At 68.4% G+C, this 24,525-nt stretch carries 25 protein-coding genes; 14 read left to right on the top strand and 11 right to left on the bottom strand.

The window, feature by feature from the left end; translation table 11 throughout:
- Window positions 1–192: 192 nt before the first annotated feature.
- On the top strand, window positions 193–1,422 hold the full coding sequence (locus tag ACMGEZ_RS06145; RefSeq protein WP_436821374.1) for a catalase family protein: 1,230 nt from the start codon (window positions 193–195) through the stop codon (window positions 1,420–1,422).
- Window positions 1,423–1,432: 10 nt separating this feature from the next.
- Here the strand turns inward: ACMGEZ_RS06145 and ACMGEZ_RS06150 are convergent, their stop codons facing one another.
- The 6 genes from ACMGEZ_RS06150 to ACMGEZ_RS06175 form a co-directional block, all read right to left on the bottom strand.
- Window positions 1,433–2,779 carry an MATE family efflux transporter gene (locus ACMGEZ_RS06150; RefSeq protein WP_436821771.1) on the bottom strand — a complete coding sequence of 449 codons (1,347 nt, stop codon included), beginning with the start codon at window positions 2,777–2,779 and terminating at the stop codon, window positions 1,433–1,435.
- A 134-nt stretch (window positions 2,780–2,913) separates the two neighbouring features.
- The gene (locus ACMGEZ_RS06155) at window positions 2,914–3,477 is read right to left on the bottom strand and encodes a DUF2239 family protein (RefSeq protein ID WP_436821375.1); all 564 of its coding nucleotides are present in this window, start codon (window positions 3,475–3,477) and stop codon (window positions 2,914–2,916) included.
- A 156-nt stretch (window positions 3,478–3,633) separates the two neighbouring features.
- Entirely contained in the window at window positions 3,634–4,869 is a 1,236-nt protein-coding gene (locus tag ACMGEZ_RS06160; RefSeq protein WP_436821376.1) for an MFS transporter, read from the bottom strand.
- A gap of 6 nt (window positions 4,870–4,875) precedes the next feature.
- Entirely contained in the window at window positions 4,876–5,280 is a 405-nt protein-coding gene (locus ACMGEZ_RS06165; RefSeq protein ID WP_436821377.1) for a 2OG-Fe(II) oxygenase, read from the bottom strand.
- A complete protein-coding gene (locus tag ACMGEZ_RS06170; protein ID WP_436821378.1) occupies window positions 5,172–5,678 on the bottom strand; it encodes a hypothetical protein in 507 nt (168 codons plus the stop codon). The genes ACMGEZ_RS06165 and ACMGEZ_RS06170 overlap by 109 nt, the downstream gene beginning before the upstream one ends.
- Before the next feature lie 6 nt (window positions 5,679–5,684).
- A complete protein-coding gene (locus ACMGEZ_RS06175; RefSeq protein WP_436821379.1) occupies window positions 5,685–6,497 on the bottom strand; it encodes a 2OG-Fe(II) oxygenase in 813 nt (270 codons plus the stop codon).
- A gap of 168 nt (window positions 6,498–6,665) precedes the next feature.
- On the opposite strand from ACMGEZ_RS06175, the gene ACMGEZ_RS06180 reads away from it, so the two are divergent.
- The 6 genes from ACMGEZ_RS06180 to ACMGEZ_RS06205 all read left to right on the top strand — a co-directional run bounded on the left by ACMGEZ_RS06180 (window position 6,666) and on the right by ACMGEZ_RS06205 (window position 13,586).
- On the top strand, window positions 6,666–7,568 hold the full coding sequence (locus tag ACMGEZ_RS06180; RefSeq protein ID WP_436821380.1) for a LysR family transcriptional regulator: 903 nt from the start codon (window positions 6,666–6,668) through the stop codon (window positions 7,566–7,568).
- Between the two features lie 171 nt (window positions 7,569–7,739).
- Window positions 7,740–10,097 (top strand): Tex family protein, encoded by a 2,358-nt coding sequence (locus ACMGEZ_RS06185; RefSeq protein WP_436821381.1) that lies wholly within the window; start codon window positions 7,740–7,742, stop codon window positions 10,095–10,097.
- A gap of 7 nt (window positions 10,098–10,104) precedes the next feature.
- Complete coding sequence (locus ACMGEZ_RS06190) at window positions 10,105–11,139, top strand: acyltransferase family protein (protein WP_436821382.1); 1,035 nt, start codon at window positions 10,105–10,107, stop codon at window positions 11,137–11,139.
- Window positions 11,136–12,209, top strand: coding sequence for a patatin-like phospholipase family protein (locus ACMGEZ_RS06195; RefSeq protein WP_436821383.1), 1,074 nt, complete (start codon window positions 11,136–11,138; stop codon window positions 12,207–12,209). The genes ACMGEZ_RS06190 and ACMGEZ_RS06195 overlap by 4 nt, the downstream gene beginning before the upstream one ends.
- Before the next feature lie 66 nt (window positions 12,210–12,275).
- On the top strand, window positions 12,276–12,497 hold the full coding sequence (locus ACMGEZ_RS06200) for a hypothetical protein (protein ID WP_436821384.1): 222 nt from the start codon (window positions 12,276–12,278) through the stop codon (window positions 12,495–12,497).
- Window positions 12,498–12,599: 102 nt separating this feature from the next.
- Complete coding sequence (locus ACMGEZ_RS06205; protein WP_436821385.1) at window positions 12,600–13,586, top strand: tripartite tricarboxylate transporter substrate binding protein; 987 nt, start codon at window positions 12,600–12,602, stop codon at window positions 13,584–13,586.
- Window positions 13,587–13,631: 45 nt separating this feature from the next.
- On the opposite strand, the gene bla is transcribed toward ACMGEZ_RS06205, so the two are convergent.
- Window positions 13,632–14,513, bottom strand: a complete 882-nt coding sequence (gene bla, locus ACMGEZ_RS06210) for a class A beta-lactamase (RefSeq protein ID WP_436821386.1) — start codon at window positions 14,511–14,513, stop codon at window positions 13,632–13,634.
- A 91-nt stretch (window positions 14,514–14,604) separates the two neighbouring features.
- Here bla and ACMGEZ_RS06215 point away from each other — a divergent pair, with 91 nt between their 5' ends.
- A complete protein-coding gene (locus tag ACMGEZ_RS06215) occupies window positions 14,605–15,489 on the top strand; it encodes a LysR family transcriptional regulator (RefSeq protein ID WP_436821387.1) in 885 nt (294 codons plus the stop codon).
- Here ACMGEZ_RS06215 and gbd read toward each other — a convergent pair.
- Window positions 15,459–16,595, bottom strand: a complete 1,137-nt coding sequence (gene gbd / locus ACMGEZ_RS06220) for a 4-hydroxybutyrate dehydrogenase (protein WP_436821388.1) — start codon at window positions 16,593–16,595, stop codon at window positions 15,459–15,461. The two genes, ACMGEZ_RS06215 and gbd, sit on opposite strands and share 31 nt — an antisense overlap.
- Before the next feature lie 66 nt (window positions 16,596–16,661).
- On the opposite strand from gbd, the gene ACMGEZ_RS06225 reads away from it, so the two are divergent.
- A complete protein-coding gene (locus ACMGEZ_RS06225) occupies window positions 16,662–17,612 on the top strand; it encodes an alpha/beta hydrolase (protein ID WP_436821389.1) in 951 nt (316 codons plus the stop codon).
- Window positions 17,609–18,478: a YbgC/FadM family acyl-CoA thioesterase gene (locus ACMGEZ_RS06230; protein WP_436821390.1), complete on the top strand. Its 870-nt coding sequence runs from the start codon at window positions 17,609–17,611 to the stop codon at window positions 18,476–18,478. Before ACMGEZ_RS06225 ends, ACMGEZ_RS06230 begins: the two co-directional genes overlap by 4 nt.
- Before the next feature lie 8 nt (window positions 18,479–18,486).
- On the opposite strand, the gene ACMGEZ_RS06235 is transcribed toward ACMGEZ_RS06230, so the two are convergent.
- Together ACMGEZ_RS06235 and ACMGEZ_RS06240 are read right to left on the bottom strand one after the other, a co-directional pair.
- A complete protein-coding gene (locus ACMGEZ_RS06235) occupies window positions 18,487–18,837 on the bottom strand; it encodes a HepT-like ribonuclease domain-containing protein (RefSeq protein WP_436821391.1) in 351 nt (116 codons plus the stop codon).
- Window positions 18,834–19,124: a nucleotidyltransferase family protein gene (locus ACMGEZ_RS06240; protein ID WP_436821772.1), complete on the bottom strand. Its 291-nt coding sequence runs from the start codon at window positions 19,122–19,124 to the stop codon at window positions 18,834–18,836. Before ACMGEZ_RS06240 ends, ACMGEZ_RS06235 begins: the two co-directional genes overlap by 4 nt.
- A gap of 65 nt (window positions 19,125–19,189) precedes the next feature.
- Between ACMGEZ_RS06240 and ACMGEZ_RS06245 the strand changes: the two genes are divergently transcribed.
- The 4 genes from ACMGEZ_RS06245 to ACMGEZ_RS06260 all read left to right on the top strand — a co-directional run bounded on the left by ACMGEZ_RS06245 (window position 19,190) and on the right by ACMGEZ_RS06260 (window position 23,580).
- On the top strand, window positions 19,190–20,551 hold the full coding sequence (locus tag ACMGEZ_RS06245) for a cache domain-containing protein (protein WP_436821392.1): 1,362 nt from the start codon (window positions 19,190–19,192) through the stop codon (window positions 20,549–20,551).
- A complete protein-coding gene (locus ACMGEZ_RS06250; RefSeq protein WP_436821393.1) occupies window positions 20,548–21,186 on the top strand; it encodes a response regulator transcription factor in 639 nt (212 codons plus the stop codon). The genes ACMGEZ_RS06245 and ACMGEZ_RS06250 overlap by 4 nt, the downstream gene beginning before the upstream one ends.
- 118 nt (window positions 21,187–21,304) lie before the next feature.
- Complete coding sequence (locus ACMGEZ_RS06255) at window positions 21,305–23,368, top strand: carbon starvation CstA family protein (protein ID WP_436821394.1); 2,064 nt, start codon at window positions 21,305–21,307, stop codon at window positions 23,366–23,368.
- The gene (locus ACMGEZ_RS06260) at window positions 23,368–23,580 is read left to right on the top strand and encodes a YbdD/YjiX family protein (protein WP_436821395.1); all 213 of its coding nucleotides are present in this window, start codon (window positions 23,368–23,370) and stop codon (window positions 23,578–23,580) included. Before ACMGEZ_RS06255 ends, ACMGEZ_RS06260 begins: the two co-directional genes overlap by 1 nt.
- Window positions 23,581–23,584: 4 nt before the next feature.
- Here ACMGEZ_RS06260 and ygfZ read toward each other — a convergent pair whose 3' ends face one another.
- Window positions 23,585–24,508 (bottom strand): CAF17-like 4Fe-4S cluster assembly/insertion protein YgfZ, encoded by a 924-nt coding sequence (ygfZ, locus tag ACMGEZ_RS06265; RefSeq protein WP_436821396.1) that lies wholly within the window; start codon window positions 24,506–24,508, stop codon window positions 23,585–23,587.
- Window positions 24,509–24,525: the final 17 nt, after the last annotated feature.

Here is a 24,525-nt window from a genome sequence, read left to right on the forward strand (position 1 = left end):
TTTCTTTGGCGAGACAAAGAAAGTGACTCGCCCGCCGGGGCGAATTCCCGGCTCCGCACTCAACACAACAGCAACGTACGAAATCAAACGAACCGAGTGCCCCCACCCCAACCCTCCCCCGGCAGGGGAGGGAGTCAGAGAGGGGGAGGGAGCCAGAGAGGCAACAGCGACAACCAAGCGCGAGGACATTCGATGACCAACTCGAACGCGAGCCGCCCCGCACCACGCGCCAACACCGGCTCGGCGCTGAAGAACTTCGTCAGCGACTCCGGCATGGCACTCCTGCGCCTGGAGCGCCGCTTCGACCCCTTCGTGCGCCCGGCCTTCGACGCGCTGCTGCGCGACCCGCTGGCGCGCCTGACCACGGCGCTGATCAACAGCCGCCGCCCGAACGAAGGCCTCGCGATTGCGGAAGAGAGACTGCTGCCCGGCGAAGAGGCGTTCGTCGACTCGATCGTGCGCAGCTTCACGCAGCAGATGCGCGACCTGTGGAAGCCCGGCGGCTTCGAGCGCGGCGGCAACACCAAGACCCAGGGCATCGTGCGCGGCGAGTTCGTCGTGCATGACGACATCCCGGCGCACATGAAGAGGGGCATCTACGCCAGGCCCCAGCGCTTCCGGGCCTGGGTGCGCTTCTCGGGCCCCGGTCCCTACATCACGCCGGACATCGAGGACGTGGGCTTCATGAGCATCAGCATCAAGCTCATGGGCGTGCCGGGCCCGAAGTTGATGGAGGAGGAGCAGCACACGCTCGACATGTTCGGCGTTTCCACGCCCACCTTTGTCACGCCCGACGTGAAGGCCAACGCTGCGCTGCAGATCGAGAGCGTGAAGAACGCGCAGATCTTCTACTTCGTCAACCTGCGCGAGTCGCACGTGCTCGACCTGGTCATGCAGTCGCTCTTCATCAAGACGCAGTCCAGCCCCCTGGAGGCGCCGTATTTCAGCTGCGTGCCGTACCTGCTGGGCGAAGGGCAGGCGATGCAGTACTCGGTATGGCCGAAGTCGACGAAGCGCACGCCGATTCCCCGCCTGCCGCTGCGTCCGCCCGACGACTACCTGCGCCAGGCCATGGCCGCGACCCTGGGCAGGGAAGAGGTGGAGTTCGACATCCGCCTGCAGATGCAGACCGACCCGCACCGGATGCCGATCGAGAACGCGGGCGTGCTGTGGCCAGAGAAGCTGTCGCCGCGCGTCAGCGTGGCCACGCTGCGCATCCCGAAGCAGAGCTTCGATTCACCCGCGCAGATGGAATTCGCGAAGAAGCTCTCGTACAACCCCTGGCACACCATTGCCGAGCATCGGCCGCTGGGCAACCAGAGCCGGGCGCGCCGGCGGATGTATTGGGAACTGTCGAAGCTGCGGCACGACATGAATGCAGTGCCGCACTATGAGCCTACGGGGGATGAAGTGTTCGACTAGGAACGCTCGCTCAGATCAACCGCCGGATCGCCTTCTTGCGCCATATGAACCGGTAGTAGCTCGCCTGCAGCGTCAGCATTGCGGCAAAGGCCACCGGGTACGACACCCAGATTCCGTTGAGCCCCATGCGATGGCTGAGCCACCATGCCACCGGCACCTCGATCAATGCGATGCAGAAGATCGAGATCGAGGTCGGCACCAGCACCGAGCCGCTGGCGCGCATGATTCCCGACAGGGCCGCGCCCATACCGAAGATCACCGTGCTCCACAGCATGATGTGCAGCAGCGTCTGCGCCACCTCGATCACGGGCTCGCTGGTGATGAAGAAGCCCATCAGCGGCCGCGAGAACAGGTAGCCCAGGAGCACCAGCCCGCCGGTCAGCACCACGTTCATCATCAGCGCGGTGCGCGCAATGGCGCCCAGGCGCTGCACCTGGCCGGCGCCGATGGCCTGCGCACCCAGCACCGAGGCGGCGATGGCAATCGAGATGGCCGGGAACTGCACGTAGGCGACGACCTGGTTCACCGCGCCGTAGGCCGCGGTAGCTTCCGAGCCGTAGGCGTTGACGAAGGAGAGCAGGGCGAGCTCGGCCAGCGAGACCACGATCATCTGCACGCCAGTCGGCACGCCGACCTTGAGCACCGCCTTCAGCAGCGCCGGCCGCACGCGCAGGTGCCGCACGAAGCCGGCGTCGGGCGCGAGGGGGCTCTTCTTGCGCCGCAGGTGGAAGGCGAGCCACGTCGTCGCGACCACGAAGGAGATCACCGTGGCCCAGGCGCCGCTGGCCACGCCCATCTGCGGCAGGCCGAACCAGCCGCGGATCAGTGCCGGCGTGATCACCAGCCCCAGCGCGGTGGAGATGATCAACGTATAGAGCGGCGCCACCGTGTCGCCCACGCCGCGCAGCATCGCGGTCGAGAGCAGGAACACGAAGAGGCCCGGCATCGCTATCAGGATGATGCGTGCATAGCGAGTGGCGTCGGCCAGGATGTCTGGCGGCGTGCCCAGCGCGGCCAGCATCGGCTGCGTGAAGGCGCCGCCGAAGACCGCGACGCACAGCCCGAACAGCACGCCCACCGTCAGCGTGGTGCCGGCCACGGCGCGCGCCTTCTCGGGCTCGCGCGCACCCCAGGCCTGGCCGATCAGCACCGAGGCGCCGGCGCCGAGGCCGATGGTGAAGGCGATGAAGAAGAACATCACGGGGAAGAAGCTGGACACCGCCGCCAGCGCGCCCACGCCGATCATCTGGCCCAGGTACACGTTGTTGAGCGTGCCGGAGAGCGACTGCAGGATGTTGCTCAGGAGCATGGGCGCGAGGAAGACGAGGAAGGTCTTCCACAGCGGGCGTGAAGCCATGGCCGCGGCGCGCGGATTGGCCTTCGAGGCGATCTGCGGCGGAGCCGGGTCTGCCACCGTCGTCGGTGGCGCGGCGATCTCGCCGGCGTGTTCCACGTCTTCGGCCTCCATCGGCCGAGCAGGCACGGCGCCGCTCATTGGCCGCTCCACGCCGCTGCCGCCAGCCGCTGCAGGTACGCGCGCACGTCTTCGGGCCATGCAGACACGAGCTCCGCGAAGCGCGCGCCCTCGCCGGCGAACAGTGCGCGCGCCGCCTCCTCGAAGCCCGGCAGATCGCCCGCGATGGCGCTCATGAAGCGGTAGGCGGCTTCGCGCGAGGCGCGCTGCGCGTCGCCGTCGGCATGGACGCGGCGGGCCTCGTCGATCAGCCGGCGCAGCGCCACCGAGGCGCCGCCGGGCTGGCGGCTGAGCCAGTCCCAGTGGCGGGGCAGCAGCGTGACCTCGCGGGCGACCACGCCCAGCTTGGGGCGGCCGACGCCGCGGGTGGCTTGCTCGTCGGCAGCGGGGCCTTCCGAAGCCGCGCGCACGTCTTCGCGCAGGTCGAGATCGAGGCGCTCCCCGGTGCTGTCGTCGAAGACGAAGACCGACTGGGCATCGGTTCGTGCACGCAGCTGGGCGACGACCTCGGCGCGCGGGCCGGCGGCGATGCGCTCGAAGTTGGCAAAGGCGGTGAGGGTGGGCTCGGCAACAGAGGACATGGCGCGAATAATACCCGGGCGAAACACATTTCGCAATCTACCCGGGTGAAAATTTTCGCGCGAGTCACTCTGAACACCACGTGTGGCTCAATACCGATCTGCCGTGAGCTCGGCGGGGTCCGCCGGTGCTCCTTCCTGTTGTGTGCCTGGACTTTGTCAGGCGTTCGCTGGCACCGGTCTCTCAGTGTTCATGCCTTGAAGCAGCCAGAGGTAGCTCAGGCAACAGGCCAGCGCCAGAACCGCGAATACCGCGCGGTAGGCATCGACGACTGGCCAATGCGCTGCCTGGAGCCGGTCCAGAGCCGCGCCGACGCACCACTGGGTGGCGAAGACGCCTGCGAACAGCAGCAGGTTGAATGCCGAGATGGCGCGTCCGGCCTCGTGCGCGGGAAAGGCCATGCCGACGGCAGGATGCGTGAGCGCCAGAACACTCGACAGCGCGCAGTAGACGGCAAACGCCTCCCAGCCTGCGCGCGGCCCGAGCCAGGCGATGGCCACAAGCGCGATGAAGCCGAAGGGCAAGCCGCGCAGGATGATGCGCTCCGCACTCAGCCCCGCCCGATGCAGACGGGGGGTGGCCAACCCCCAGAACCAGAACACGAAGAGCATCGTCAGGTTCATCGCGAACAGGCCGCGCGCGGCGTCTGCGGCGGAGTAGCCGGCCACCGCAGTCATCCAGGGGCCCGCCCACAAGGTCTGGACCGCCACCAGGACGCCGTAGTTGACGAACCCGACCCACGCCATGCGGCGGAAGTAGCGATTCGCGAAGATGGGCGCGTAGCTCGCGAACAGGCTGCCGCGCCGCGTGGATGCCGGCGGGGTGGGCATGGCCGGCACTTGCCATGCGGTTCCCAGCACCGTCAGCGCGAAGAAGAGCGCGAGCACCAGGAACAGCGAGCGCCAGCCGTAGAGCGGCAGGGCCCATTGCACCGGCAGCGTGGCGCTCAGCAGACCCAGGGATCCCACCATCAGCATCCATGCATTGGCGCTTTGTTGCTGGCTGCCGTGCAACCACAGGCGTGCGCCGGTGAGCGGCGCGATCAGGCACGCGCTCACGCCCACGCCGCAGATGAAGCGCGCCAGCAGCAAGGACACGAAGCCATCCGCCATCGCAAAGGCGATGCAGCTGAGCGCTGCCGCCGCCAGGGAGAAGCTCAACACGCGGCGAGGGCCGAAGCGGTCGAGCCAGTTGCCCAACGGCAACTGCAGCATCGCGAAGCCCAGGAAGTAGGCGCCGCCGAGCAGCCCGAGCTGGCTCGACGAGAGCGCGAACTCCTGGGTCAGTGCGGGCGCCAGTGTCGCCGTCACGCCGCGCACCAATGACGAGAGGAAATAGCCCAGTGCAAAGACGGCGAAGACGACAAGCGCCCGGCCGCTGGTCATTGGCGTCATCTGTCCTCAGCTCCAGAAGGTCAGCGGCTGGGCATCGCCACGGAAGCCGAGAAACGAAGACAGGGTCAGCCGGTCGGAGCCGGCGCCAGGCGCCACGGCGTGCAGCTTGCGCGCATTGAAGAGAATCAGGTCGCCCAGTTGCGGCTTCACGACGATGTCGGGCGGGCCCAGCGGCTCGATGTCCATGCCGTACTTGTCGCCGCGTCGACGCAGGAATTCCGCATCGGTGATCTCGTCGCGCCACATCATGAGCTCGCCGCCGTGCTGCGGCACATTGACGTAGATGTTGACCGCCATCTGCATCAGCAGGTCGTTGGCCTCGGGGGCATGGGGTGCCAGCCGCGCGAAGAGGTCGTGGTGCGCCAGCAGCGGTGCGCCGGGCCGCATGTTGCGTGACAGACCGACGAACATCTTGCGCCCGACAGGCTCTGAAGACTTGCGCCCGAGGGCCAGAGCTCGTCGACGACGCATCGAAAGACGTCGATGGGGCACTGGTAGGGCGCGCATGCATTGCGCAGGAGGCGGATGTTGGGAAGCGCGGTGGCGAAGTACTGGTCGATGACCTCGCGGTTGCCGCCGGTCTCGAAGAAGGACATGCCGATACGACCGACGGCCGGCGCATTGAGGTAGTCGTCATATCCGTGGCGCAGCAGGCCGCGCGCGATCAGGTGGCACACGCCGGCCGAGATGAAGCCGGGTATGCGCACGATCAGTGCTTCGCGGCGCGTCAGGGCCTGCAGGGCCTCGTGGCTCAGCCCACCGGAGAGCGTGAGCAGATCGCGGGGCTTTTCTTCGGTAATGTTGGACATGGGGCTTCAACTCCAGAAACTCAGGGGATTGGATTCGCCGCGGTAGCCGACGAAACAGGACAACGCCAAGCGGCTGCGCCCGGTGCCTGGCGAAACGGCATGCATCTTTCGGGAGTTGAAGATCAGGAGGTCGCCCGGCGCCGGCCGCACCCTGACATCCGGCGGGCCCAGTCGATCAATGGGAATGCCGTAGTTCTCGCCCCGCATCTTGTTGAAGGTTGCGGGCGCAATCTCTTTCTTCCACATCAGCAGCGCGCCACCGGCACCAGGCATCTGCATGTAGATGTTGGCGCCGAACTGGGCACTCAGGCTGGTGGCCTCGGGCTGTCCCGGGGCGTCTTCCGCGAAGATGTCGTGGTGTGCCAGGAAGGTGGTGCCGGGCTCCACGCTGCGCGAGAGGCCGACGAACATCTTGCGGCCGCCCAGCGACTGCAGGCGCGCGCCATGCGGCCAGATTTCATCGAGCGTGCAGCGCAAGGTGTCGATCGGCGAGCAGAAGGGCGCGCAGGCGCGCCTGAAGTCGGAAAGATGCTGTGACGCCGAGGCGAAGTAGCTGTCGATGAGCTCGGGCTTGCCTTCGGTCTCGTAATACGCCATGCCGATGCGCCGTACGCTCGGCACGTTCAGGTAGGACGAATAGCCCAGGTGCTCGGCACGCTGCGCCAGCAGCGCGCAGGTGCTGGGGTCGACGAAGCCGCGTATGTGCAGCACCATTGCCGCGCCGCTGGCGAGCGCGACGAGGGCCTGGGCGCTGAGCTCGCCGCGTGTCGCCGCCAGGACGAGCTTCGACTCATGCTCATCATCGATGAACGTGTCCATGTATGAGGTCTCCCTGATTTGCCGTGATGTTGCGAGGCCGCGAAGACTGCTGCCTCGAGTGCGCTGAAGGCCGGCAGTTTGCGCTCGTCAACCCTGATTGAGAATGCGCACCTCAGGCATGACACTGAGGAATAAATTTCTGCAATAGGGAGGACTGGAATGCTGGGAATGGAGTGGCTTCTGACATTCACCGAGACCGTCAAGCACGGCTCGTTCGCCGCCGCGGCGCGAGAGCTCGGGACCACGCCCTCGACGGTCGCCAAGGCCGTGGGCCGGCTCGAATCGACGCTGCGGCTGCGGCTTTTTCATCGCACTACGCGGCGCGTGACGCTGACCTCCGATGGCGAGCGGCTGTTCGACCGCTGCCAGCGGGTCATCGCCGAGCTCGAAGAGCTTCAGGCCGAGGCCTTGGGCACGCACACCAAGCCCTGCGGAACCTTGCGGGTCGACCTGCCCGTGGTGTTCGGTCGCGAGCGCGTGATGCCCGCGATCGTCCAGCTCGCGGCCAAGCACCCTGAACTGCGGCTGGATGTGCGGCTGTCGGATGCCTTTGTCGATCTGGTGGAGGAGGGCGTGGACCTGGCGATCCGCATCGGCGCCATGTCGGACTCGCGCCTGGTAGCGCGGCGCATCGCGAGCCAGGACTGGGTCTTGTGCGCCGCGCCGGCCTATCTGGATGCCCAGGGCCGCCCCGAGGATGTGTCGGCCCTGGCCGGACACCGGGCCATCCTGTTTCGCATGCCGACCAGCGGCCGCGATCAGGTCTGGCACTTTCGCGAAGGGCGGCGCCAGCGCGACTTCCGCGCCGTGGCCCAGTTCCGGTTTTCCGATGGAGAGGCCATGGCCCAGGCTGCCGAGCTGGGGCTGGGCATCGCGCAACTGCCCGACTACATGGTGAACCGCCAGTTGGCTGCCGGCACCTTGATCGAGCTGCTGCCGAACTGCCGGCCTCCCAGCACGCCGATTCACGCGGTGATGCCGGCCAACCGGATGGTGCCGGCACGGGTGCGGGCCATCCTGGATGCATTGACGCCGCTGGCGTCTGCGTCGGCGCAGCGCCGCGTCGCGTAGCGGCCAGCAAGGCGCCTGAAGACGCATCGCGCACACAAGAGCTGTTGCAATGTGCACGGGTCCTCAGGCGAGGCGATCCGCGCCCTATGGCAAACTTGCCCGCTTCGTTTTTCTCTTCTTCTCGCCACCCGCGGGCGCCCGCGCGGCTTCCGTAGCGAACTTCCCCCAGACATGCAGAAAATCATTCGCCAGCTCGCCGCCGAAATCAAGGTCGGCGAGCACCAGGTGAAGGCCGCCGTCGATCTGCTCGACGGCGGCGCCACCGTGCCCTTCATCGCGCGCTACCGCAAGGAAGCCACCGATGGACTCGACGATGTGCAGTTGCGAGAGCTGGAGGCACGCCTCGCCTACCTGCGCGAACTCGAGGAGCGGCGCGCGGCGGTGCTGAAGAGCATCGAGGAGCAGGGCAAGCTCACGCCCGAGTTGCACTCCGCGATCGATGCCGCGCCGACCAAGCAGGAGCTGGAAGACCTGTACCTGCCCTACAAGCCCAAGCGCCGCACCAAGGGGCAGATGGCGCGCGAGGCGGGCATCGAGCCGTTGGCCGACAAGCTCTTCGCCGACCCGACGCTGAACCCGGCCGAGGAGGCCGCGGCCTTCGTCAAGCCCGCGGCCGATGGTCTGGATTTCTCGACCGTGCAGCTCGTGCTCGACGGCGTGCGCGACATCCTCTCGGAGCGCTGGGCCGAGGACGCGGTGCTGGTGCAGCGTCTGCGCGAATGGCTGTGGGCCGAGGGCCTGTTCAAGTCCAGCCTGATGGCGGGCAAGGACGAGAACAACGCCGACGTCGCCAAGTTCCGCGACTACTTCGACTACGACGAGCCTATCGGCCGCGTGCCGTCGCACCGTGCGCTGGCCGTGTTCCGCGGCCGGGCGCTCGACATCCTCGACGCCAAGCTCGTGTTGCCTGTCGAGCCCGAGCCTGGCAAGCCGTCGATCGCCGAAGGCAAGATCGCGCTGCACCTGGGCTGGAGCCATGCAGGCCGCGCGGCCGATGACCTGATCCGCAAGTGCGTGGCCTGGACCTGGCGCGTGAAGCTCTCGCTCTCGACCGAGCGCGACCTGTTCTCGCGGCTGCGCGAGGAGGCCGAGAAGGTCGCCATCAAGGTCTTCGCCGACAACCTGCGCGACCTGCTGCTGGCCGCACCGGCCGGCCCGCGTGTGGTGATGGGCCTGGACCCGGGCATTCGCACCGGCGTGAAGGTCGCGGTGGTCGATGCCACCGGCAAGCTGGTCGACACGGCCACCGTGTTCCCGCACGAACCGCGGCGCGACTGGGAAGGCTCGCTCCACACGCTGGGCAAGCTGTGCGCCAAGCACGGCGTGAACCTGATCGCCATCGGCAACGGCACCGCCAGCCGCGAGACCGACAAGCTGGCGGCGGACCTGATCAAGCTGCTCGCGAAGATGGCCGAGCAGGCCGGCGCGCCGCCGCTCGCGGTCGACAAGGTGGTGGTGAGCGAGGCGGGTGCCTCCGTCTATTCCGCCAGCGAGTTTGCATCGCAGGAAATGCCTGACGTCGACGTCAGCCTTCGTGGCGCGGCCAGCATCGCGCGGCGCCTGCAGGATCCGCTGGCCGAGCTGGTGAAGATCGATCCCAAATCCATTGGCGTCGGCCAGTACCAGCACGACGTGAACCAGAGCGAGCTGGCGCGTACCTTGAATGCCGTGGTCGAAGATTGCGTGAACTCCGTGGGGGTGGACCTCAACACCGCGAGCGTGCCGCTCCTGTCGCGCGTCTCCGGCCTGTCCGCGGGCGTCGCCAAGGCCGTGGTGCGCTGGCGCGAGGCCAATGGCGCCTTCGCCACGCGCAAGCAGTTGCTCGAAGTCACGGGCTTCGGCGGCAAGACCTTCGAGCAGAGCGCGGGCTTCCTGCGCATCCGCGGCGGCACCAATCCGCTGGACATGACGGGCGTGCACCCCGAGACCTACCCGGTGGTCGAGCAGATGATCGAGAAGACGGGCAAGCCCATCGATGCGCTGATGGGCCGTGCCGAGATGCTCAAGACCCTCAGGCCCGAGCTCTTCGCCAACGAGAAGTTCGGCGTCATCACGGTGAAGGACATCCTCGGCGAGCTCGAGAAGCCGGGCCGCGATCCGCGTCCGGACTTCAAGGTCGCGCGCTTCAACGACGGCGTCGAGGACATCAAGGACCTGGTGGAGGGCATGGTGCTCGAGGGCACGGTGAGCAACGTGGCCCAGTTCGGCGCCTTCGTCGACCTGGGCGTGCACCAGGACGGCCTCGTGCACGTGAGCCAGCTCTCGCACAAGTTCGTCAACGACGCGCGCGAGGTGGTGAAGACCGGCGATATCGTGAAGGTCAAGGTGATGGAAGTGGACGTGGTGCGCAAGCGCATCGGGCTTTCGATGAAGCTGGACGCGGCGCCCGGCCGCCGCGACGGCCCGCGCGAGAACCGCTTCGAAGGCGCCGGGCGCGGACAGCAGGGCCCGCGCCGCGACAACTCGCCGCAGCCCGCCGGCCAGATGGCCAGCGCCTTCGCCAAGCTGCAGGGCCTGCGCAAGCCCTAGGAACGCAATGGGAAGCCCGCAACCTGACCTTCGCCCGCTGGTCGACCGCGCCGATGTACTGCCGGCGCGAAGCGCTGCGGCGGCCGGCAGCCGCGACCTGCACGCGGACTACCTGAAGGCCGCCGCCATCGTCGGCGTGGTCTGCATCCACGCGGGCCTGCCCTTCGAGGACGTGTACCGCTTCGGCGTGCCCGTGTTCATCGGGTTGTGGGCCTACTACCTCGAAAAGGCCCTGACGCGCCGCGGGCCCGAGACGCACCTGGCCTACCTGGGCCAGCGCCTGGTGGAGCTGGGCGTGGCCTACATCGCCTGGACACTGCTCTACATCGAGAAGTTCTACGACGGCCGCTGGGACGCCACCCCGCTGCACACCATCGTCGGCGGGTGGTTCGGAGGCTACGGCTGGTCGGGGCAGTACTACTTCGTGATCCTGTTCCAGCTCACGCTGCTCTTTCCGCTGTTGCGGCGTTGGGTGGCCGAGGCGCCGACCCTGCCGGTGATCGCGGCCGGCGTGGCGCTGAACGTGGTCGCGGGCTACTGGCTCTTCGAGAACCGGTGGATCTCGGCGGTCGGCGACCGGCTCTTCATCTACTGGATTCCCTATGTGGCGATGGGCATCGCGCTCGCTCGCGGCGAGTTCGGCCGCAAGCCGGGCCTTGGCATCGTCGCCGTGCTGCTGCTGCTCGCGGCGCCCATCGAGAGCCGGCTGTTCGCCGAGCACTCGGCATACCTGGCCCTGACCGTAACCCTCGCCTCCCTGCTGCTGCTGATGAGTGCCGTCGCGGCCGACCGCGCGCCGCCGCGGCGGCCTGGTGTGCTGGGCAGGGTGGTCGCTTTCATCGGCAGGAACACCTTCGCGATCTACGTGGCCAACGTCGCGATGCTGGAGGTCAGCAGGAGCACGGGCTTCACGGCATTCGCCGTGTCCCATGCGGGAGCCTGGGGCCTGGTCGTCGTGGTAGCGGCAACGATGCTCGGCGGCCTCGTCATCGGCTGGCTGCTGCAGGTGCTTGGCCTCGGGGTGCTCGTCGGCAAGCGATGAAGGCCCTGCGCATCTACGCGGGCCCGGCGGCGCGCGGGCACATTGCCGCGAACGGGCTGGCGCCGCAGGATGTGCGCACCGTCCCGGGCGCGGCTGGCGGGCCGAAGGGGCTGATCCTCGGGCCCATCGACCGCTTCCTGTTCGGCCAGTGGCTGCCGCAGAGTACGCAGCCGGTGGACCTGGTCGGCGCCTCCATCGGCGCGTGGCGGCTTGCCAGCGCGTGCCTGAGCGATCCGAAGACGGCCTTCGAGCAATTCGAGCAGGGCTACATCCAACAGCATTTCGAAGTGCCGGCCGGTCAGAAGCGCATGAGCGCACGGCAGGTCAGCGCGAAGTTCAGCGAGGGGCTGCGCGACTTCTATGGCGGCCGTACGCGCGAGGTGCTCGCGCATTCGCGCTACCGGCTGCATGTGATCACTGCGCGCGGGCGCCACATCCTCGGCCGCGAGGGCAGGGCGCGCACCCCGGCCGGCTATCTCGGCGCCTTCATCACCAACAGCGTGCACCGCAAGGGCCTGGGGGCGTGGCTGGAGCGCGTGGTCTTCTCCAGTCCGGGTGCGGCGCTGCCCTTTGGCACGCAGGACTTCCGCACCCGCCAGGTCGCGCTGGACGAGGCCAACTTCGAGCTCGCGCTGCAGGCCTCGTGCTCGATTCCCTTCATGCTCGAGGCGGTGCACGACATCCCGGGGGCGCCGCCGGGCGCCTACTGGGATGGTGGCATCACGGACTACCACCTGCACCTGAACTACGGCAATGCCGACGGCGTGGTGCTGTACCCGCATTTCCAGAAGGCGGTGGTGCCGGGCTGGCTGGACAAGGGGCTCAAGTGGCGGCACAAGCCCACCCGCTTTCTGGAGCGCACGGTGGTGCTCGCGCCGGATTCGGAGTGGGTGCGCAAGCTGCCCAACGCCAAGCTTCCCGACCGCAACGACTTCCTGCGCTACGCCAACGATTCGCCGGCGCGCATCAAGGCCTGGGGCACGGCAGCGCAGGAAGCGCGCCGACTCGCGGACGAATTGGCCGAGTGGCTGCACCGCGGCAGCCCGGTCGCGGACGTGCAGGCGCTCTGAGCCGCGGAGTGCCGCGCGGCGGCTACAGTCGGGCATCCACTTCAAACCACGGGGAAGCACGACACCATGAACGCAACACGAATCATCGGCCTCATCCTGATCGTCGCAGGCATCGCCGCCATCGGCCTCGGCGGCTTCAGCTTCACCAAGGAAACGCACCAGGCCAAGATCGGCCCGATCGAGCTGTCGGTGAAGGAGAAGGAAACCATCAACTTCCCGACCTGGGCCGGCGTGGCCGCGATCGTGGTCGGCGGCGCGCTCGTGGTGTTCGGCGGCAGGAAGGGCTGAGGACCCGCGCGAATGGGTGCCGCAGGACACGCGGCGGCGGGCAAACCCTGAGGAAGCCGGCCGGCGCCACCTCCCAGAATGGCCGCTCCACCGGAGAGCCTCATGCCAACTCGACCCTTGTCCCGCCGGGCCTTCCACCTCTCAGCCGCCGCGGCCGCAGTGTCGATTGCGGCACCCGGCTTCGCGCAAGCCACCTGGCCCGGCAAGCCGATCCGCATCATCGTGCCGTACACCCCGGGCGGCTTCACCGACCAGATGGCGCGCCTGGTTCAGCCTGGGCTTACTGCGCGGCTGGGGCAGCCGGTGCTCATCGACAACAAGCCCGGCGCCAACAGCCTGATCGGCGTCGATGCACTGGCCAAGTCGGCGCCCGACGGCAGCACCTTCGGCGTGGTGATTGCGGCCTACGCGGCCAACACCACGCTCTACCCCAAGCTGCCCTACGACCCCAGGAAGGACCTCGCCGGCGTCTCGCTGCTGGGTATCTCGCCACTGCTCGCGGCGGTGAACAACGACGCGCCCTTCAAGACCGCGAAGGAGCTGATCGACTATGCGCGGGCGAATCCGGGCAAGGTCAGCTTCGGCTCCTCCGGCAACGGCTCGGCCGCGCACCTGACCACCGAGCTGTGGAAGTCGCTGACGAAAACCTACATGATCCACATCCCGTACCGGGGCGCGGTGCCGGCACTGACCGACTTGATGGGCGGGCAGATCCAGCTCTTCTTCGACGCGCCGACCGGGCTCATCAACCAGGGCAAGGCCGGCAAGGTGCGCCTGATCGGCGTGGCCAGCGACCGCCGGCTGCCGGCCGTGCCCGAGGTGCCCACCTTCATCGAGCAGGGCTTCGCCGGCTTCACGGGCAGCACATGGGCCGGCGTGCTGGCGCCGGCGGGCACGCCGCGCGAGATCGTCAAGCGCATGTCGGACGAGGTGGCCCGGATCATCAAGAGCGACGAGACCCGCGCGAAGCTCGACGCGATGGGCACCTTCCCCGCCGGCAGCACGCCGGAGGAGTTCGATGCCTTCATCGCGGCCGAGACCGAGAAGTGGGGCAAGGTCATCCGCACGGCGGGCGTGAAGGCCGAGTGAGCGGGGGAGGGCGCGCGCTCGATGCCTGGGGCTACAGGCGCGTCGTCAGGCGCCGGTGATCCAGGGCACCACCGCGGCTGCGACGGCGGCGTGCGCCGCATTGCGATCGGCCATCGAGGCCTTCGTTTCCGTCAGGTAGACCGACAGCAGGATGGGCGCGCGTCCCGGCGGGCGCAGGATCGCGACGTCGTTGGTGGCCCCGTTCTCGCCGGTGCCGGTCTTGTCGCCCACCTTCCAGTCCGCCGGCAGGCCGGCGCGGATGCGCTGGCCGCCGGTCTTGTTGTCGTCCAGCCATTGCAGCAACTGGGCGCGCGAGGCGGGCGAGAGCGCACTGCCCAAGAGAATCTTTTGCATGCTGTCGACCATCGCGGCCGGCGTGGTGGTGTCGCGCGGATCACCGGCGCGGGCTTCGTTGAGCGCTGTCTCGATGCGGTCCAGCCGCGTGTGCGCATCGCCCAGCGATCGCATGAAGGTAGTAAGGCCGGCAGGTCCGCCGAAGCTCGCGAGCATCAGGTTGCCCGCCGTGTTGTCGCTCAGCGTGACCGCGGCCTCGCACAGCTGGGCCATGGTCATGCCGTCGGTGCCGGCGTGCTTCTCGGTGGCCGGCGAATAGGTCACGAGTTCGTCGCGCGAGTAGGCCACACGGCGGTCCAGCCTCTCCTTGCCCTGGTCCACCCGTGCCAGCACCAGCGCCGCGGCCAGAAACTTGAAGGTGCTGCACAGCGCGAAGCGCTCGTCCTGGCGATGCCCGGCGCGCCGGCCGTTCGCGGTGTCGAGCACGGAAACGCCGAGACGTCCTCCGGTCTTCTTCTCGATGTCGGCGACCTGCTGCGCGAGGCCGCCCTTGCGGCCGTCGGCGTGGATGTCGAAGGAAACGGCGGCCAGCGGAAGAAGAAGGGCGCCTGCGAATTGACGTCGTTGAATCATGGGGATGCGTGCTCCTGAAAAGCAGCGACTTTCCGCCAACCAAGGCGCCAGCGCAAACGATAGTATTTGCTGTCTCGCACAAGAAAATCTTATGGCTCGCACCCATCTTCCTCTCAACGCACTGCGCGCCTTCGAATCCTCGGCGCGCCACCTGAGCTTTACGCTGGCGGCGGCCGAGCTGAACGTGACGCAGGCCGCTGTCAGCCAGCAGGTGCGCGGCCTCGAGGCACGGCTGGGCGTGGCGCTGTTCCGCCGCCTGCCGCGCGGGCTGGCACTCAGCGACGAGGGCCACGCGCTGCTGCCGGTATTGGCCGAGTCCTTCGGCCGCATGGAGGCGGTGGTCCAGCAGTTCGACAACGGCCACTTCTTCGAGGTGCTGACCGTCGGGGTGGTGGGCACCTTCGCCGTGGGTTGGCTGCTGCCTCGGCTGAAGCTGTTTCAGCAAAGCTGCCCCTTCGTCGACCTGAGGCTGATGACGCACAACAATGTGGTCGACCTCGCGGGCGAGGGGCTGGACTATGCGATCCGCTTCGGCGATGGGAACTGGCCGGGGCTGAGAGCCGAGCACCTGATGGAGGCGCCGCTGTCGGTGCTGTGCGCGCCGGCTGTCGCAGCGCGCATCGCCCGCCCGCGAGACCTGGCGCAGCAGACATTGCTGCGTTCCTACCGCGCCGAGGACTGGCCCGCCTGGTTCGCGGCGGCCGGCGCGGCCTGCCCGGCGATCCGCGGGCCGGTGTTCGATTCCTCGCGGCTGATGGTGGAAGCCGCGATGCAGGGTGCCGGCGTGGCACTCGCGCCTGCCGCCATGTTCGAACGCGAACTCGACGAAAGCCGGCTCGTGCGGCCACTTTCGACCGAGGTGATGACGGGCAGCTACTGGCTCGTGCGGCTCAAGTCGAAAAGGCCCAGCGCCGCGATGGAGGCCTTCCGCCGCTGGCTGGCCGACTACATCGAGGCTTCGAGCATCACCCGGTAGTCCTCGCGGCTCGCCAGCCGCGGGTTGGTCTTGTGGCAGTGATCGGCCATCGCGCCGTCGATGATCTGCTCGAACATCGCGTCCGTCACGCCCACTTCGGCGAGTCCCTTCGGCAAGGCCAGGCGGGCGTTCATGTCGCGGATTGCCACGGACAGGTCGCCGGGCGAGTCGAGGTTCATGGCCTGCGCCATGCGTTGCAGGCGCTGCTCCTTCTGCACCGACTCAGCTCCTGCGTTGAAGCGGATCACGGCCGGCAGGAAGAGGGCGTTGAGCGTGCCGTGGTGCAGGCGCGGGTCGATGCCGCCCAGGCTGTGGCTCAGCGAGTGCACGCAGCCCAGTCCCTTCTGGAAGGCCATGGCGCCCTGCATCGACGCGCTCATCAGGTTGAGGCGCGCCTCGCGGTCGCTGCCGTCCTTGGTGGCGCGCTCGATGTAGTTCCAGGCGCGCCGCAGCCCTTCGAGTGCGATGCCGTCGGCCGGCGGGTTGAAGGCGGCCGACATGAAGGTCTCCATGCAGTGCGCGATGGCGTCCATGCCGGTGGCGGCCGTGAGCCGCGGCGGCAGGCCCAGCGTGAGCTCGGGGTCGCAGATCGCGGCCTTGGGCATCAGGAACCAGCTGTGGAAGCCGAGCTTGCGGTGGTCGTCAACGATCACGATGGCGCCGCGCGCCACCTCGCTGCCGGTGCCGCTGGTGGTGGGCACCGCGACCAGGGGCGCCACGCGCTCGGTGATCTTCGGCGAGCCGCCTTCGATGGTGGCGTAGGTCTTGAGCGCCCCCTCGTGCGTGGCCGCGATCGCCACGCCCTTGGCGCAGTCGATGGCCGAGCCGCCGCCGACGGCGACCAGGCCGTCGCAGCGCTCGTCGCGGTAGATCGCGGCGGCGGCGCGCACGGCAGCCTCGGTGGGGTTGGAGGGGGTCTGGTCGAACACCGCTGCGGGGAGGTCGCCGAGCGCGTCCAGCGCCTTCTGCAGGATGCCGGCGGCACGCACGCCGGCATCGGTGACGATCAGCGGCCGGGCGATGCCGATGCGGTCGCATTCGCTGCGCAACAGCTGGATGGCGCCGAAGTCGAACTGGATCTGGGTGAGGTATTGAATGAGGGCCATGGGGCGTGTGGGGGTGGAGGCTACGATTCGGGCCTTCCAATTTAACAAGTGCCGCCCGTCTTGCCCATGACCCAAACCCTCCCACCGCCGCTCACCGCCAAGATGGCGGGGGTGGTCGAGCGCATGGCACGCGCGCACCAGGCGCCGTACTACACGCTCACGCCATCCGAGGCCAAGGCCGCGTACGAGAAGGGCGCCGGCGTGCTCGAGGTGCCCAAGCCGCAGCTGGAGCGCGTGGAGGACTTCGCGATTCCCGCGCGCGACGGGCATCCGCTGCGGGCCCGGCTCTATGCCCCCTCGCGCGCCGTGCTGCCGGTGCTGCTGTTCTTCCACGGCGGCGGCTTCACCGTCGGCAGCATCGCCACCCACGACACGCTGTGCCGCGTGCTGAGCGAGAAAAGCGGCTGCGCCGTCGTGTCGTTGGACTACCGCCTGGCGCCCGAGCACAAGTTTCCGACCGCCTCGAACGATGCGTGGGATGCCGTGCAGTTCGTTGCGCAGAGCGCGGCCGAACTCCGCCTGGACGGCACCCGCCTGGCGCTGGGCGGCGACAGCGCGGGCGGCACGTTGGCGGCCGTGTGCGCCATCCAGGCGCGCGACGCGGGCCTGCCTGTGGCCTTGCAGATGCTTTTCTACCCGGGCACCACCGCGCACCAGGACACGCCCTCGCACCGCCGCTTCGCCGATGGCCCGTTGCTGGGAGAGCAGCTCATCACCTGGTTCTTCGCGCAGTACCTCAACCGCCCGGCCGAGCGGGACGACTGGCGCTTCGCCCCGCTCAACGCCGAAGACGTGGAAGACGTGGCGCCGGCCTGGATCGGCCTGGCCGAGTGCGACCCGGTGGTGGACGAGGGCATCGCCTATGCCGACAAGCTGCGTGCCGCGGGCGTGCCGGTGGCGCTGGAGATCTACCGCGGCGTGATCCACGAATTCGTCAAAATGGGCCGTGCCATACCCGAAGCGCTGCAGGCCCAGGCCGATGCGGCGCGTGCTCTGAAGGAAGCCTTGCAACCATGACCGAGAACACCCGCCGATCCGACTACCGCTTCTTCCACCGCCTGCGCGTGCGCTGGGCCGAGGTGGACATGCAGAAGATCGTCTTCAACGCGCACTACCTGATGTACTTCGACACCGCGATCGCCGACTACTGGCGCGCGCTGGCGCTGCCTTACGAGGAAGCCATGCACGCGCTGGGCGGCGACCTCTACGTGCGCAAGGCCACTGTCGACTTCCAGGCTTCGGCGCGGGTGGACGACGTGCTGGACGTCGCCATGAAGTGCGTGCGCGTGGGCAACTCCTCCATCGTCTTCCACGGCGGGCTGTTCCGCGGCGACGACTTCCTGGTCGGGTGCGAGCTGGTCTACGTGTTCGCCGATCCGGCTACCCAGACCTCGAAGCCGGTGCCGGCGTTGCTGCGCGAGATCTTTACGGCCTACGAATCCGGTGAAGCCCTCGCCGAAGTCCGCACCGGCACCTGGGCCGAACTCGGCGAAGGCGCGGGTGCGGTGCGCCGCAGCGTCTTCATCGAGGAGCAGCGCATTCCCAAGGAACTGGAGTGGGACGAGCACGACGAGAGCGCCATCCACGCGGTGGCGCGCAACCGGCTGGGCCAGGTGATCGCGACCGGGCGGCTGGTGCCGGGTGCGCCGGGCCAGGGCCGCGTCGGCCGGATGGCGGTGCACCGCGTGCTGCGCGGCGGCGGCCATGGCGCGGCGGTGCTGCGCGCGCTCGAAGAGGCGGCCAAGGCGCGCGGCGACCGCGAGGTAACGCTGCATGCGCAGCGCAGCGCCGAGGCCTTCTACACGCGCCTGGGCTACTTGCCGCACGGCGAACCGTTCGAGGAAGCGGGCATCGCGCACATCGAGATGCGGCGCGCGCTCTGAGGCACTTCCTAGGCCAGCACTTCCTGAATCCGAGCGTGAAGGCGGGGAAGGTCGCGGTGGATCGTCCTCCAGACAATCTCGAGATCCACCTTGAAGTAGCCGTGCGCTACGGCATTGCGCATCTGGCAGGCAAATGCCAAGGGCAATTCGGGATGAGCCACCGCGAATTCCGGGTGGTGCACCTCGATGTTGTGACTAGCCTCGCCAATGATCTCGAGATTTCGGATCACTCCGTCCTGTACCAATTGGTTGTTCAGGAACATCGTTTCGTCCATTTCCCGCGTGTAGCGGGCGATCCGCTCGATGGCCTCGACGATGTGTGCCAGATAGTCAGCAACGCGCTGCTGGTCCCGGCTCATATGGGACGCGCCTGCGCGAGCACGATGGCTCGAAACTTATCCGGCAAGGCATTGGGTGTCAGCACATCCACCGGCACGCCAAGCAGCTCGCCGAGTTCGTGACGGATCGCGCCGATGTCGAACAGCGTCGTTTCCGAGGTCGGGTCGATGAGGATATCCAGATCGCTGCTGTCCGTGTCCTGGCCATTCAGGACCGAGCCGAACACGCGCGCATTCCCAGCCCGATGAGATTCGACGACGCGGCGAATCGCGGCACGGTTGGCGTGCAAGGCTTCTGATGGCTTCATGATGTTCACCCACAACGGAATTCGATGATAGAGCAGCGCGCGCGAGGTGGTAGCCTTTCCGCCGCATGAACCTCCGCCTCAAGATCGTAGCCCTTGCCGTTGCGCCGCTGCTGGTCGCATTGGTGCTGGTGGCACTGGCGGTGCGCCACCAGGAGCGCGACCTGGCGACGCGCGAGCGCGCGCTGATCGAAGAGACGTACATGAACCAGCGCCGCAACGAGCTGCGCAGCTACGTGGCGCTGGCGGTCAGCGTGGTGCAGCCGCTGTACGACACGGGCCGGGACGACGAAGCCACGCGCACCGAGGCGCTGCGCCGGCTGGCCGCGCTCGACTACGGCAATGACGGCTATTTCTTCGTCTACGACCTCGAGGGGCGCTCGCTGATGCACTCGCGCCAGCCCGAGCTGGTGGACCAGAACCTGTGGGAAATGCGCGACTCGCGTGGGCGCTTCACCATCCAGGCGCTGATCGCACGGGCCCGCGATGGCGGCGGCTTCGTCGAGTACGAGTGGCGCAAGCCCTCGAGCTCGCAGACCGCGCCCAAGCTGGGCTACGTGACCGCGCTGCCGCGCTGGAACTGGATGGTCGGCACCGGCCTGTACCTGGACGACATCCAGGCGGCCATGCAGACGCTGGACCGGCAGATGAATCTCAACGTCGCGACCACCATGCTGTGGATCGCGGCCATCGCGGCGCTGTGCCTTGCGGCGGTGAGCGCCGGCGGGCTGCTGCTCAACCTCAGCGAGCATCGGGTGGCCGAGGCCAAGCTGCGCCTGCTGGCGCGCCAGGTGGTGCAGTCGCAGGAGGAGGAGCGCGGCCGGCTCGCGCGCGAGCTGCACGACGGCACCAGCCAGACGCTGGTGTCGACCAAGCTGCTGGTGGAGTCCGCCGTGGAGATGCTGGGGAGCACGCATCAGCCTGCGCCGGCGGTGCTGGGCAAGGCGCTGGTGCGGCTCAACGCATGCCTTGCCGAAGTGCGGCGCATTTCTCACCGGCTGCGGCCGGCGCTGCTGGACCAGCTGGGCCTGCCGGCTGCGCTGGAGCGGCTGGGCGCGGAGTTCGGCGAGGAAGGCGACGTGGCCGCCGTGGTCGCGGTGCAGGGCGCACCACGCGAGCTGCCGGAGGAGGTCAAGACTGCGCTGTTCCGCGTGACCCAGGAGGCGCTGACCAATGTGCGCAAACACGCACGGGCGCGGCAGGTGCGCATCGCCCTGTTCTTCGAGCGGCGCGGCGTGCGGCTGGAGGTGAACGACGATGGAGTCGGCTTCGACCTGGCCGCCACGCAGCTCGACCCGCAACGGGGCATCGGCTTGCGCAACATGCGCGAGCGCATCGTGGCCATCGGCGGGCGGCTCGACCTGCACTCGGGCAGCAAGGGGACGGCCATCGTCGCCTTCGTCCCCGCGAAGAGCCTGGAAGCGGCATGACAACGACACAGCCGATCCGCGTGTTTTTGGTCGACGACCATCCGCTGGTGCGCGACGGCCTGCATGCGCGTCTCGATCCGCTGCCCGGCATCGAGATCGTCGGCGAGGCCGGCAGCGCCGAGGAGGCGCTGGAAGCGATCGAGCGCCTGCAGCCCCAGCTGGTGCTGGCCGACGTCGGCATGAAGGACATGAACGGCATCGAGCTGGCCGCGCGGCTGCAGGCGCTCGCGCCCGCGGTGCGCGTGGTAATGCTGAGCATGTACGACAACCCCGAGTACGTGCAGCAGGCGCTGTCGGCCGGCGCGCGCGGCTACGTGCTCAAGGATGCGCCGGCAGCCGAGATCGTGGCGGCCATCGAGGCAGCAGCGGCGGGCGGGACCTTCCTGAGTCCGGCGGTGTCGCAGCGGCTGTTCCGCAACCAGGCGCCGCGGCCGCTGCTCACGCCGCGCGAGAGCGAGATCCTGTCGGCGCTGGGGCGTGGGGAATCGAGCAAGCAGATCGCGCGCGACCTCGGCCTGAGCGTGCGTACGGTGGAGGCGCACCGGCAGAGCATCAAGCGGCGGCTCGGTATCGAGGGGCAGGCGGAGCTGATCAAGTACGCGGTGGAGCATGCGCGCGAGTTCGGCTCGCGCTGAGAAGAGATAGGGGTTATCCCTTAGGCAACACCACGCGCCCCGCCCGCGCGGTGCGACGGATGCCAGCCACCCGGTGAATCGGGACACTCGCCCGGGTTCAACCTCTGGAGACATCCGCATGCACAGCATCCGCCGCCACCTGGTGTGGCTTGCCGTGGCCGTGGCCGGCGCCTTTTCGCTGGGGACCGTGGCCCTGGCCCGAGGCGAGGCCATCAGTGCCCTGTGGGTCGTGGTCGCAGCGATCTGCTGCTACCTGATCGCCTACCGCTACTACAGCCTCTTCATCGCCGACAGAGTGCTGGGGCTCGACGGCAAGCGCATGACGCCCGCCCACCGTCACAACGACGGGCTGGACTACGTGCCCACCGACAAGAACGTGCTCTTCGGCCACCATTTCGCGGCCATTGCCGGGGCCGGTCCGCTGGTGGGGCCGGTGCTGGCGGCGCAGATGGGCTACCTGCCGGGGCTGCTGTGGATCGTGGCCGGCGTGGTCTTCGCCGGCGCGGTGCAGGACTTCATCGTGCTCTTCATCTCGACGCGACGCGACGGGCGCTCGCTGGGCGACCTGGTCAAGCAGGAGATGGGCACCGTGCCGGGGCTGATCGCGCTGTTCGGCACCTTCATGATCATGATCATCATCCTCGCGGTGCTGGCGCTGATCGTGGTGAAGGCGCTGGCCGAATCGCCCTGGGGCACCTTCACGGTGGCGGCGACGATTCCTGTCGCGGTCTTCATGGGCGTGTACCTGCGCTACATCCGGCCGGGGCGCATCGGCGAGGTCTCGATGATCGGCTTCGTGCTGCTGATGCTGGCCATCTTCGGTGGCCAGGCTGTGGCGCAGAACCCGGACTGGGCGCCGCTCTTCACCTTCGACGGCAAGGCGCTGACCTGGATGCTGATCGGCTACGGCTTCATCGCCGCGAGCCTGCCGGTGTGGCTGCTGCTGGCACCGCGCGACTATCTCTCGACCTTCCTGAAGATCGGGACCATCGTCGCGCTGGCGATCGGCATCGTGTTCGTCGCGCCGACCCTGCAGATGCCGGCGGTGACGCAGTTCGCACAGGGCAACGGGCCGGTGTGGTCGGGCAGTCTATTTCCCTTCCTCTTCATCACCATCGCCTGCGGCGCGGTGTCCGGCTTCCATGCGCTGATCTCCTCGGGCACCACGCCGAAGATGCTGGACAACGAGCGTCATGCGCGCTTCATCGGCTACGGCGGGATGCTGGCCGAATCTTTCGTGGCGGTGATGGCGCTGGTGGCGGCGGCCTGCATCGAGCCGGGCGTGTACTTCGCGATGAACAGCCCGGCCGCGCTGGTCGGCACCACGCCGGAAGCGGTGGCGCAGACCATCTCGAACTGGGGCTTCGTGGTCACGCCCGAGATGCTGGTGCAGACCGCCAAGGACGTGGGCGAGAGCACCATCCTCGGCCGTGCCGGCGGCGCGCCGACGCTCGCCGTTGGCATGGCGCACATCCTGCACCAGGCCATCGGCGGGAAGGCCATGATGGCCTTCTGGTACCACTTCGCCATCTTGTTCGAGGCGCTGTTCATCCTGACTGCGGTCGACGCCGGCACGCGCGCCGGGCGCTTCATGCTGCAGGACCTGCTGGGCAGCTTCGTGCCGGCGCTCAAGCGCACCGACTCTGCCGTCGCCAACCTGATCGCGACCTTTCTCTGTGTCGCGGCCTGGGGGTACTTCCTGTACCAGGGCGTGGTCGATCCGCTGGGCGGCATCAACACGCTGTGGCCGCTGTTCGGCATCTCCAACCAGATGCTGGCCGCGGTGGCGCTGATGCTGGGCGTGGTGGTGCTGTTCCGCATGAAGCGCGAGCGCTACGCCTGGGTCGCTATCGCGCCGGCCGCCTGGCTGCTGGCGTGCACGCTGACCGCGGGCTGGCAGAAGATCTTCTCGGCGGACCCGAAGGTGGGCTTCCTGTCGCACGCGGCGAAGTATGCGGACGCGATCGAGAAGGGCGTGCTGCTCGCGCCAGCCAAGACGCCGGAGGCGATGGCACGCATCGTCTTCAACGACCGGCTCGACGCCGCGCTCTGCGGGCTCTTCATCTTCGTGGTGCTGAGCGTGCTGTTCTACAGCGTGCGCAGCGCGCTCGCGGCGCGCGCCTCGAACAAGCCGACGGCGCGCGAGACGCCTTTCGAGCCGCTGCCGGCACAGGCGGCCTGATGCGATCGCTGGCCGGCTTGCCCGAAGCCGGGCGCTATCTGACGCGCTCGCTGGCGCAATCGCTGCGGCTGATGGTGGGCCTGCCGGACTACGACGCCTACCTCAGCCACATGGCGCGCACGCATCCCGAAGCGACGCCGATGAGCTACGAGGCGTTTTTCCGCGAGCGCCTGGAGGCGCGCTACGGCGGCGGCAAGGGGCGCTGCTGTTGAGCGCTCAGATGTCTTCGAGCAGCGGGTAGGGCAGGGGCTCGACACTGAGGGCGGGCCCCTCGGCGCTGCCGGCGCGCAGGCCGCCCGCAGTGAGCGCCGCGATCTGCATGGACACCAGCGCAGCCCATCCGCCGCCGGGTGCCGGCGCCGCCTGTGCCACCATGCCGACCGGCTGCTCGGGGTCGTTGGCGGCAAAGACCTCCTGGCCCGCGGCGACTGGCGCCGGCGCCTGCACCAGGTAGGTCCGGCGCTTGAGGGTGCCGCGGAACTGGCTGCGCGCCACCACCTCCTGGCCGGGGTAGCAGCCTTTCTTGAAGTTCACTCCGCCCACCGATTCGTAGTTGAGCATCTGCGGCACGAAGGCTTCGACGATCGGCTCGGTCACGGTCACGATGCCGCTGCGCACCTCGCTCCACTGCCACAGCGCGGAGTCGAGTGCCGGGCCCTCGGGCGCGGTGCTGCCCGCCGGCGCGATGCGCAGCGCGCGCGGCACGCCGTCGGAGGGATAGAGCGAGACCACGTTGACGGCGCCGACCTGGCTGCAGCGCCCCGGCGGCGCATCCGCGCTGACGCCGTTGGCCGCGAGCGCGGTGCCCGCCAGGCCGTGGAGCATGAACTCTTCGCTGGCATCGCTGAGCTTGAGCTTGGCACGCAGCACGTACATCGACAGGCGCTTGAGCGTGGCCGCCAGGATGTCGCGGCCGATGACCAGCAGGACGCGGTCGGGCTGCGGCCGGATGCCGATGAAGCTCGCGATCATGCGGCCCTTGGCCGTGCACAGCGCGGCCAGGCGCGCTTCGGTCGGGCCGAGGAGGGCGAAGTCCTGCGTCAGCTGGCCATTGAGGAAGTCGGCGGCTTCGGGGCCCTCGGCGCGGATCACGCCGAGGTGCGAAAGGGCTGTTACGCCATTCAGAACGACTGGGGTCATCGCTGAATTATCATGGG

Origin of the sequence: Variovorax stachyos, from assembly GCF_051400855.1 — a bacterium.
Taxonomy (GTDB): Bacteria; Pseudomonadota; Gammaproteobacteria; order Burkholderiales; family Burkholderiaceae_C; genus Variovorax.

Bases quoted from the DNA above. Each gene is read 5' to 3' on its own strand.
- ACMGEZ_RS06145 (WP_436821374.1), top strand. From the start codon at position 193: ATGACCAACTCGAACGCGAGCCGCCCCGCACCACGCGCCAACACCGGC.
- ACMGEZ_RS06150 (WP_436821771.1), bottom strand. From the start codon at position 2,779: ATGGCTTCACGCCCGCTGTGGAAGACCTTCCTCGTCTTCCTCGCGCCC.
- ACMGEZ_RS06155 (WP_436821375.1), bottom strand. From the start codon at position 3,477: ATGTCCTCTGTTGCCGAGCCCACCCTCACCGCCTTTGCCAACTTCGAG.
- ACMGEZ_RS06160 (WP_436821376.1), bottom strand. From the start codon at position 4,869: ATGACGCCAATGACCAGCGGCCGGGCGCTTGTCGTCTTCGCCGTCTTT.
- ACMGEZ_RS06165 (WP_436821377.1), bottom strand. From the start codon at position 5,280: ATGTTCGTCGGTCTGTCACGCAACATGCGGCCCGGCGCACCGCTGCTG.
- ACMGEZ_RS06170 (WP_436821378.1), bottom strand. From the start codon at position 5,678: ATGTCCAACATTACCGAAGAAAAGCCCCGCGATCTGCTCACGCTCTCC.
- ACMGEZ_RS06175 (WP_436821379.1), bottom strand. From the start codon at position 6,497: ATGGACACGTTCATCGATGATGAGCATGAGTCGAAGCTCGTCCTGGCG.
- ACMGEZ_RS06180 (WP_436821380.1), top strand. From the start codon at position 6,666: ATGGAGTGGCTTCTGACATTCACCGAGACCGTCAAGCACGGCTCGTTC.
- ACMGEZ_RS06185 (WP_436821381.1), top strand. From the start codon at position 7,740: ATGCAGAAAATCATTCGCCAGCTCGCCGCCGAAATCAAGGTCGGCGAG.
- ACMGEZ_RS06190 (WP_436821382.1), top strand. From the start codon at position 10,105: ATGGGAAGCCCGCAACCTGACCTTCGCCCGCTGGTCGACCGCGCCGAT.
- ACMGEZ_RS06195 (WP_436821383.1), top strand. From the start codon at position 11,136: ATGAAGGCCCTGCGCATCTACGCGGGCCCGGCGGCGCGCGGGCACATT.
- ACMGEZ_RS06200 (WP_436821384.1), top strand. From the start codon at position 12,276: ATGAACGCAACACGAATCATCGGCCTCATCCTGATCGTCGCAGGCATC.
- ACMGEZ_RS06205 (WP_436821385.1), top strand. From the start codon at position 12,600: ATGCCAACTCGACCCTTGTCCCGCCGGGCCTTCCACCTCTCAGCCGCC.
- bla (WP_436821386.1), bottom strand. From the start codon at position 14,513: ATGATTCAACGACGTCAATTCGCAGGCGCCCTTCTTCTTCCGCTGGCC.
- ACMGEZ_RS06215 (WP_436821387.1), top strand. From the start codon at position 14,605: ATGGCTCGCACCCATCTTCCTCTCAACGCACTGCGCGCCTTCGAATCC.
- gbd (WP_436821388.1), bottom strand. From the start codon at position 16,595: ATGGCCCTCATTCAATACCTCACCCAGATCCAGTTCGACTTCGGCGCC.
- ACMGEZ_RS06225 (WP_436821389.1), top strand. From the start codon at position 16,662: ATGACCCAAACCCTCCCACCGCCGCTCACCGCCAAGATGGCGGGGGTG.
- ACMGEZ_RS06230 (WP_436821390.1), top strand. From the start codon at position 17,609: ATGACCGAGAACACCCGCCGATCCGACTACCGCTTCTTCCACCGCCTG.
- ACMGEZ_RS06235 (WP_436821391.1), bottom strand. From the start codon at position 18,837: ATGAGCCGGGACCAGCAGCGCGTTGCTGACTATCTGGCACACATCGTC.
- ACMGEZ_RS06240 (WP_436821772.1), bottom strand. From the start codon at position 19,124: ATGAAGCCATCAGAAGCCTTGCACGCCAACCGTGCCGCGATTCGCCGC.
- ACMGEZ_RS06245 (WP_436821392.1), top strand. From the start codon at position 19,190: ATGAACCTCCGCCTCAAGATCGTAGCCCTTGCCGTTGCGCCGCTGCTG.
- ACMGEZ_RS06250 (WP_436821393.1), top strand. From the start codon at position 20,548: ATGACAACGACACAGCCGATCCGCGTGTTTTTGGTCGACGACCATCCG.
- ACMGEZ_RS06255 (WP_436821394.1), top strand. From the start codon at position 21,305: ATGCACAGCATCCGCCGCCACCTGGTGTGGCTTGCCGTGGCCGTGGCC.
- ACMGEZ_RS06260 (WP_436821395.1), top strand. From the start codon at position 23,368: ATGCGATCGCTGGCCGGCTTGCCCGAAGCCGGGCGCTATCTGACGCGC.
- ygfZ (WP_436821396.1), bottom strand. From the start codon at position 24,508: ATGACCCCAGTCGTTCTGAATGGCGTAACAGCCCTTTCGCACCTCGGC.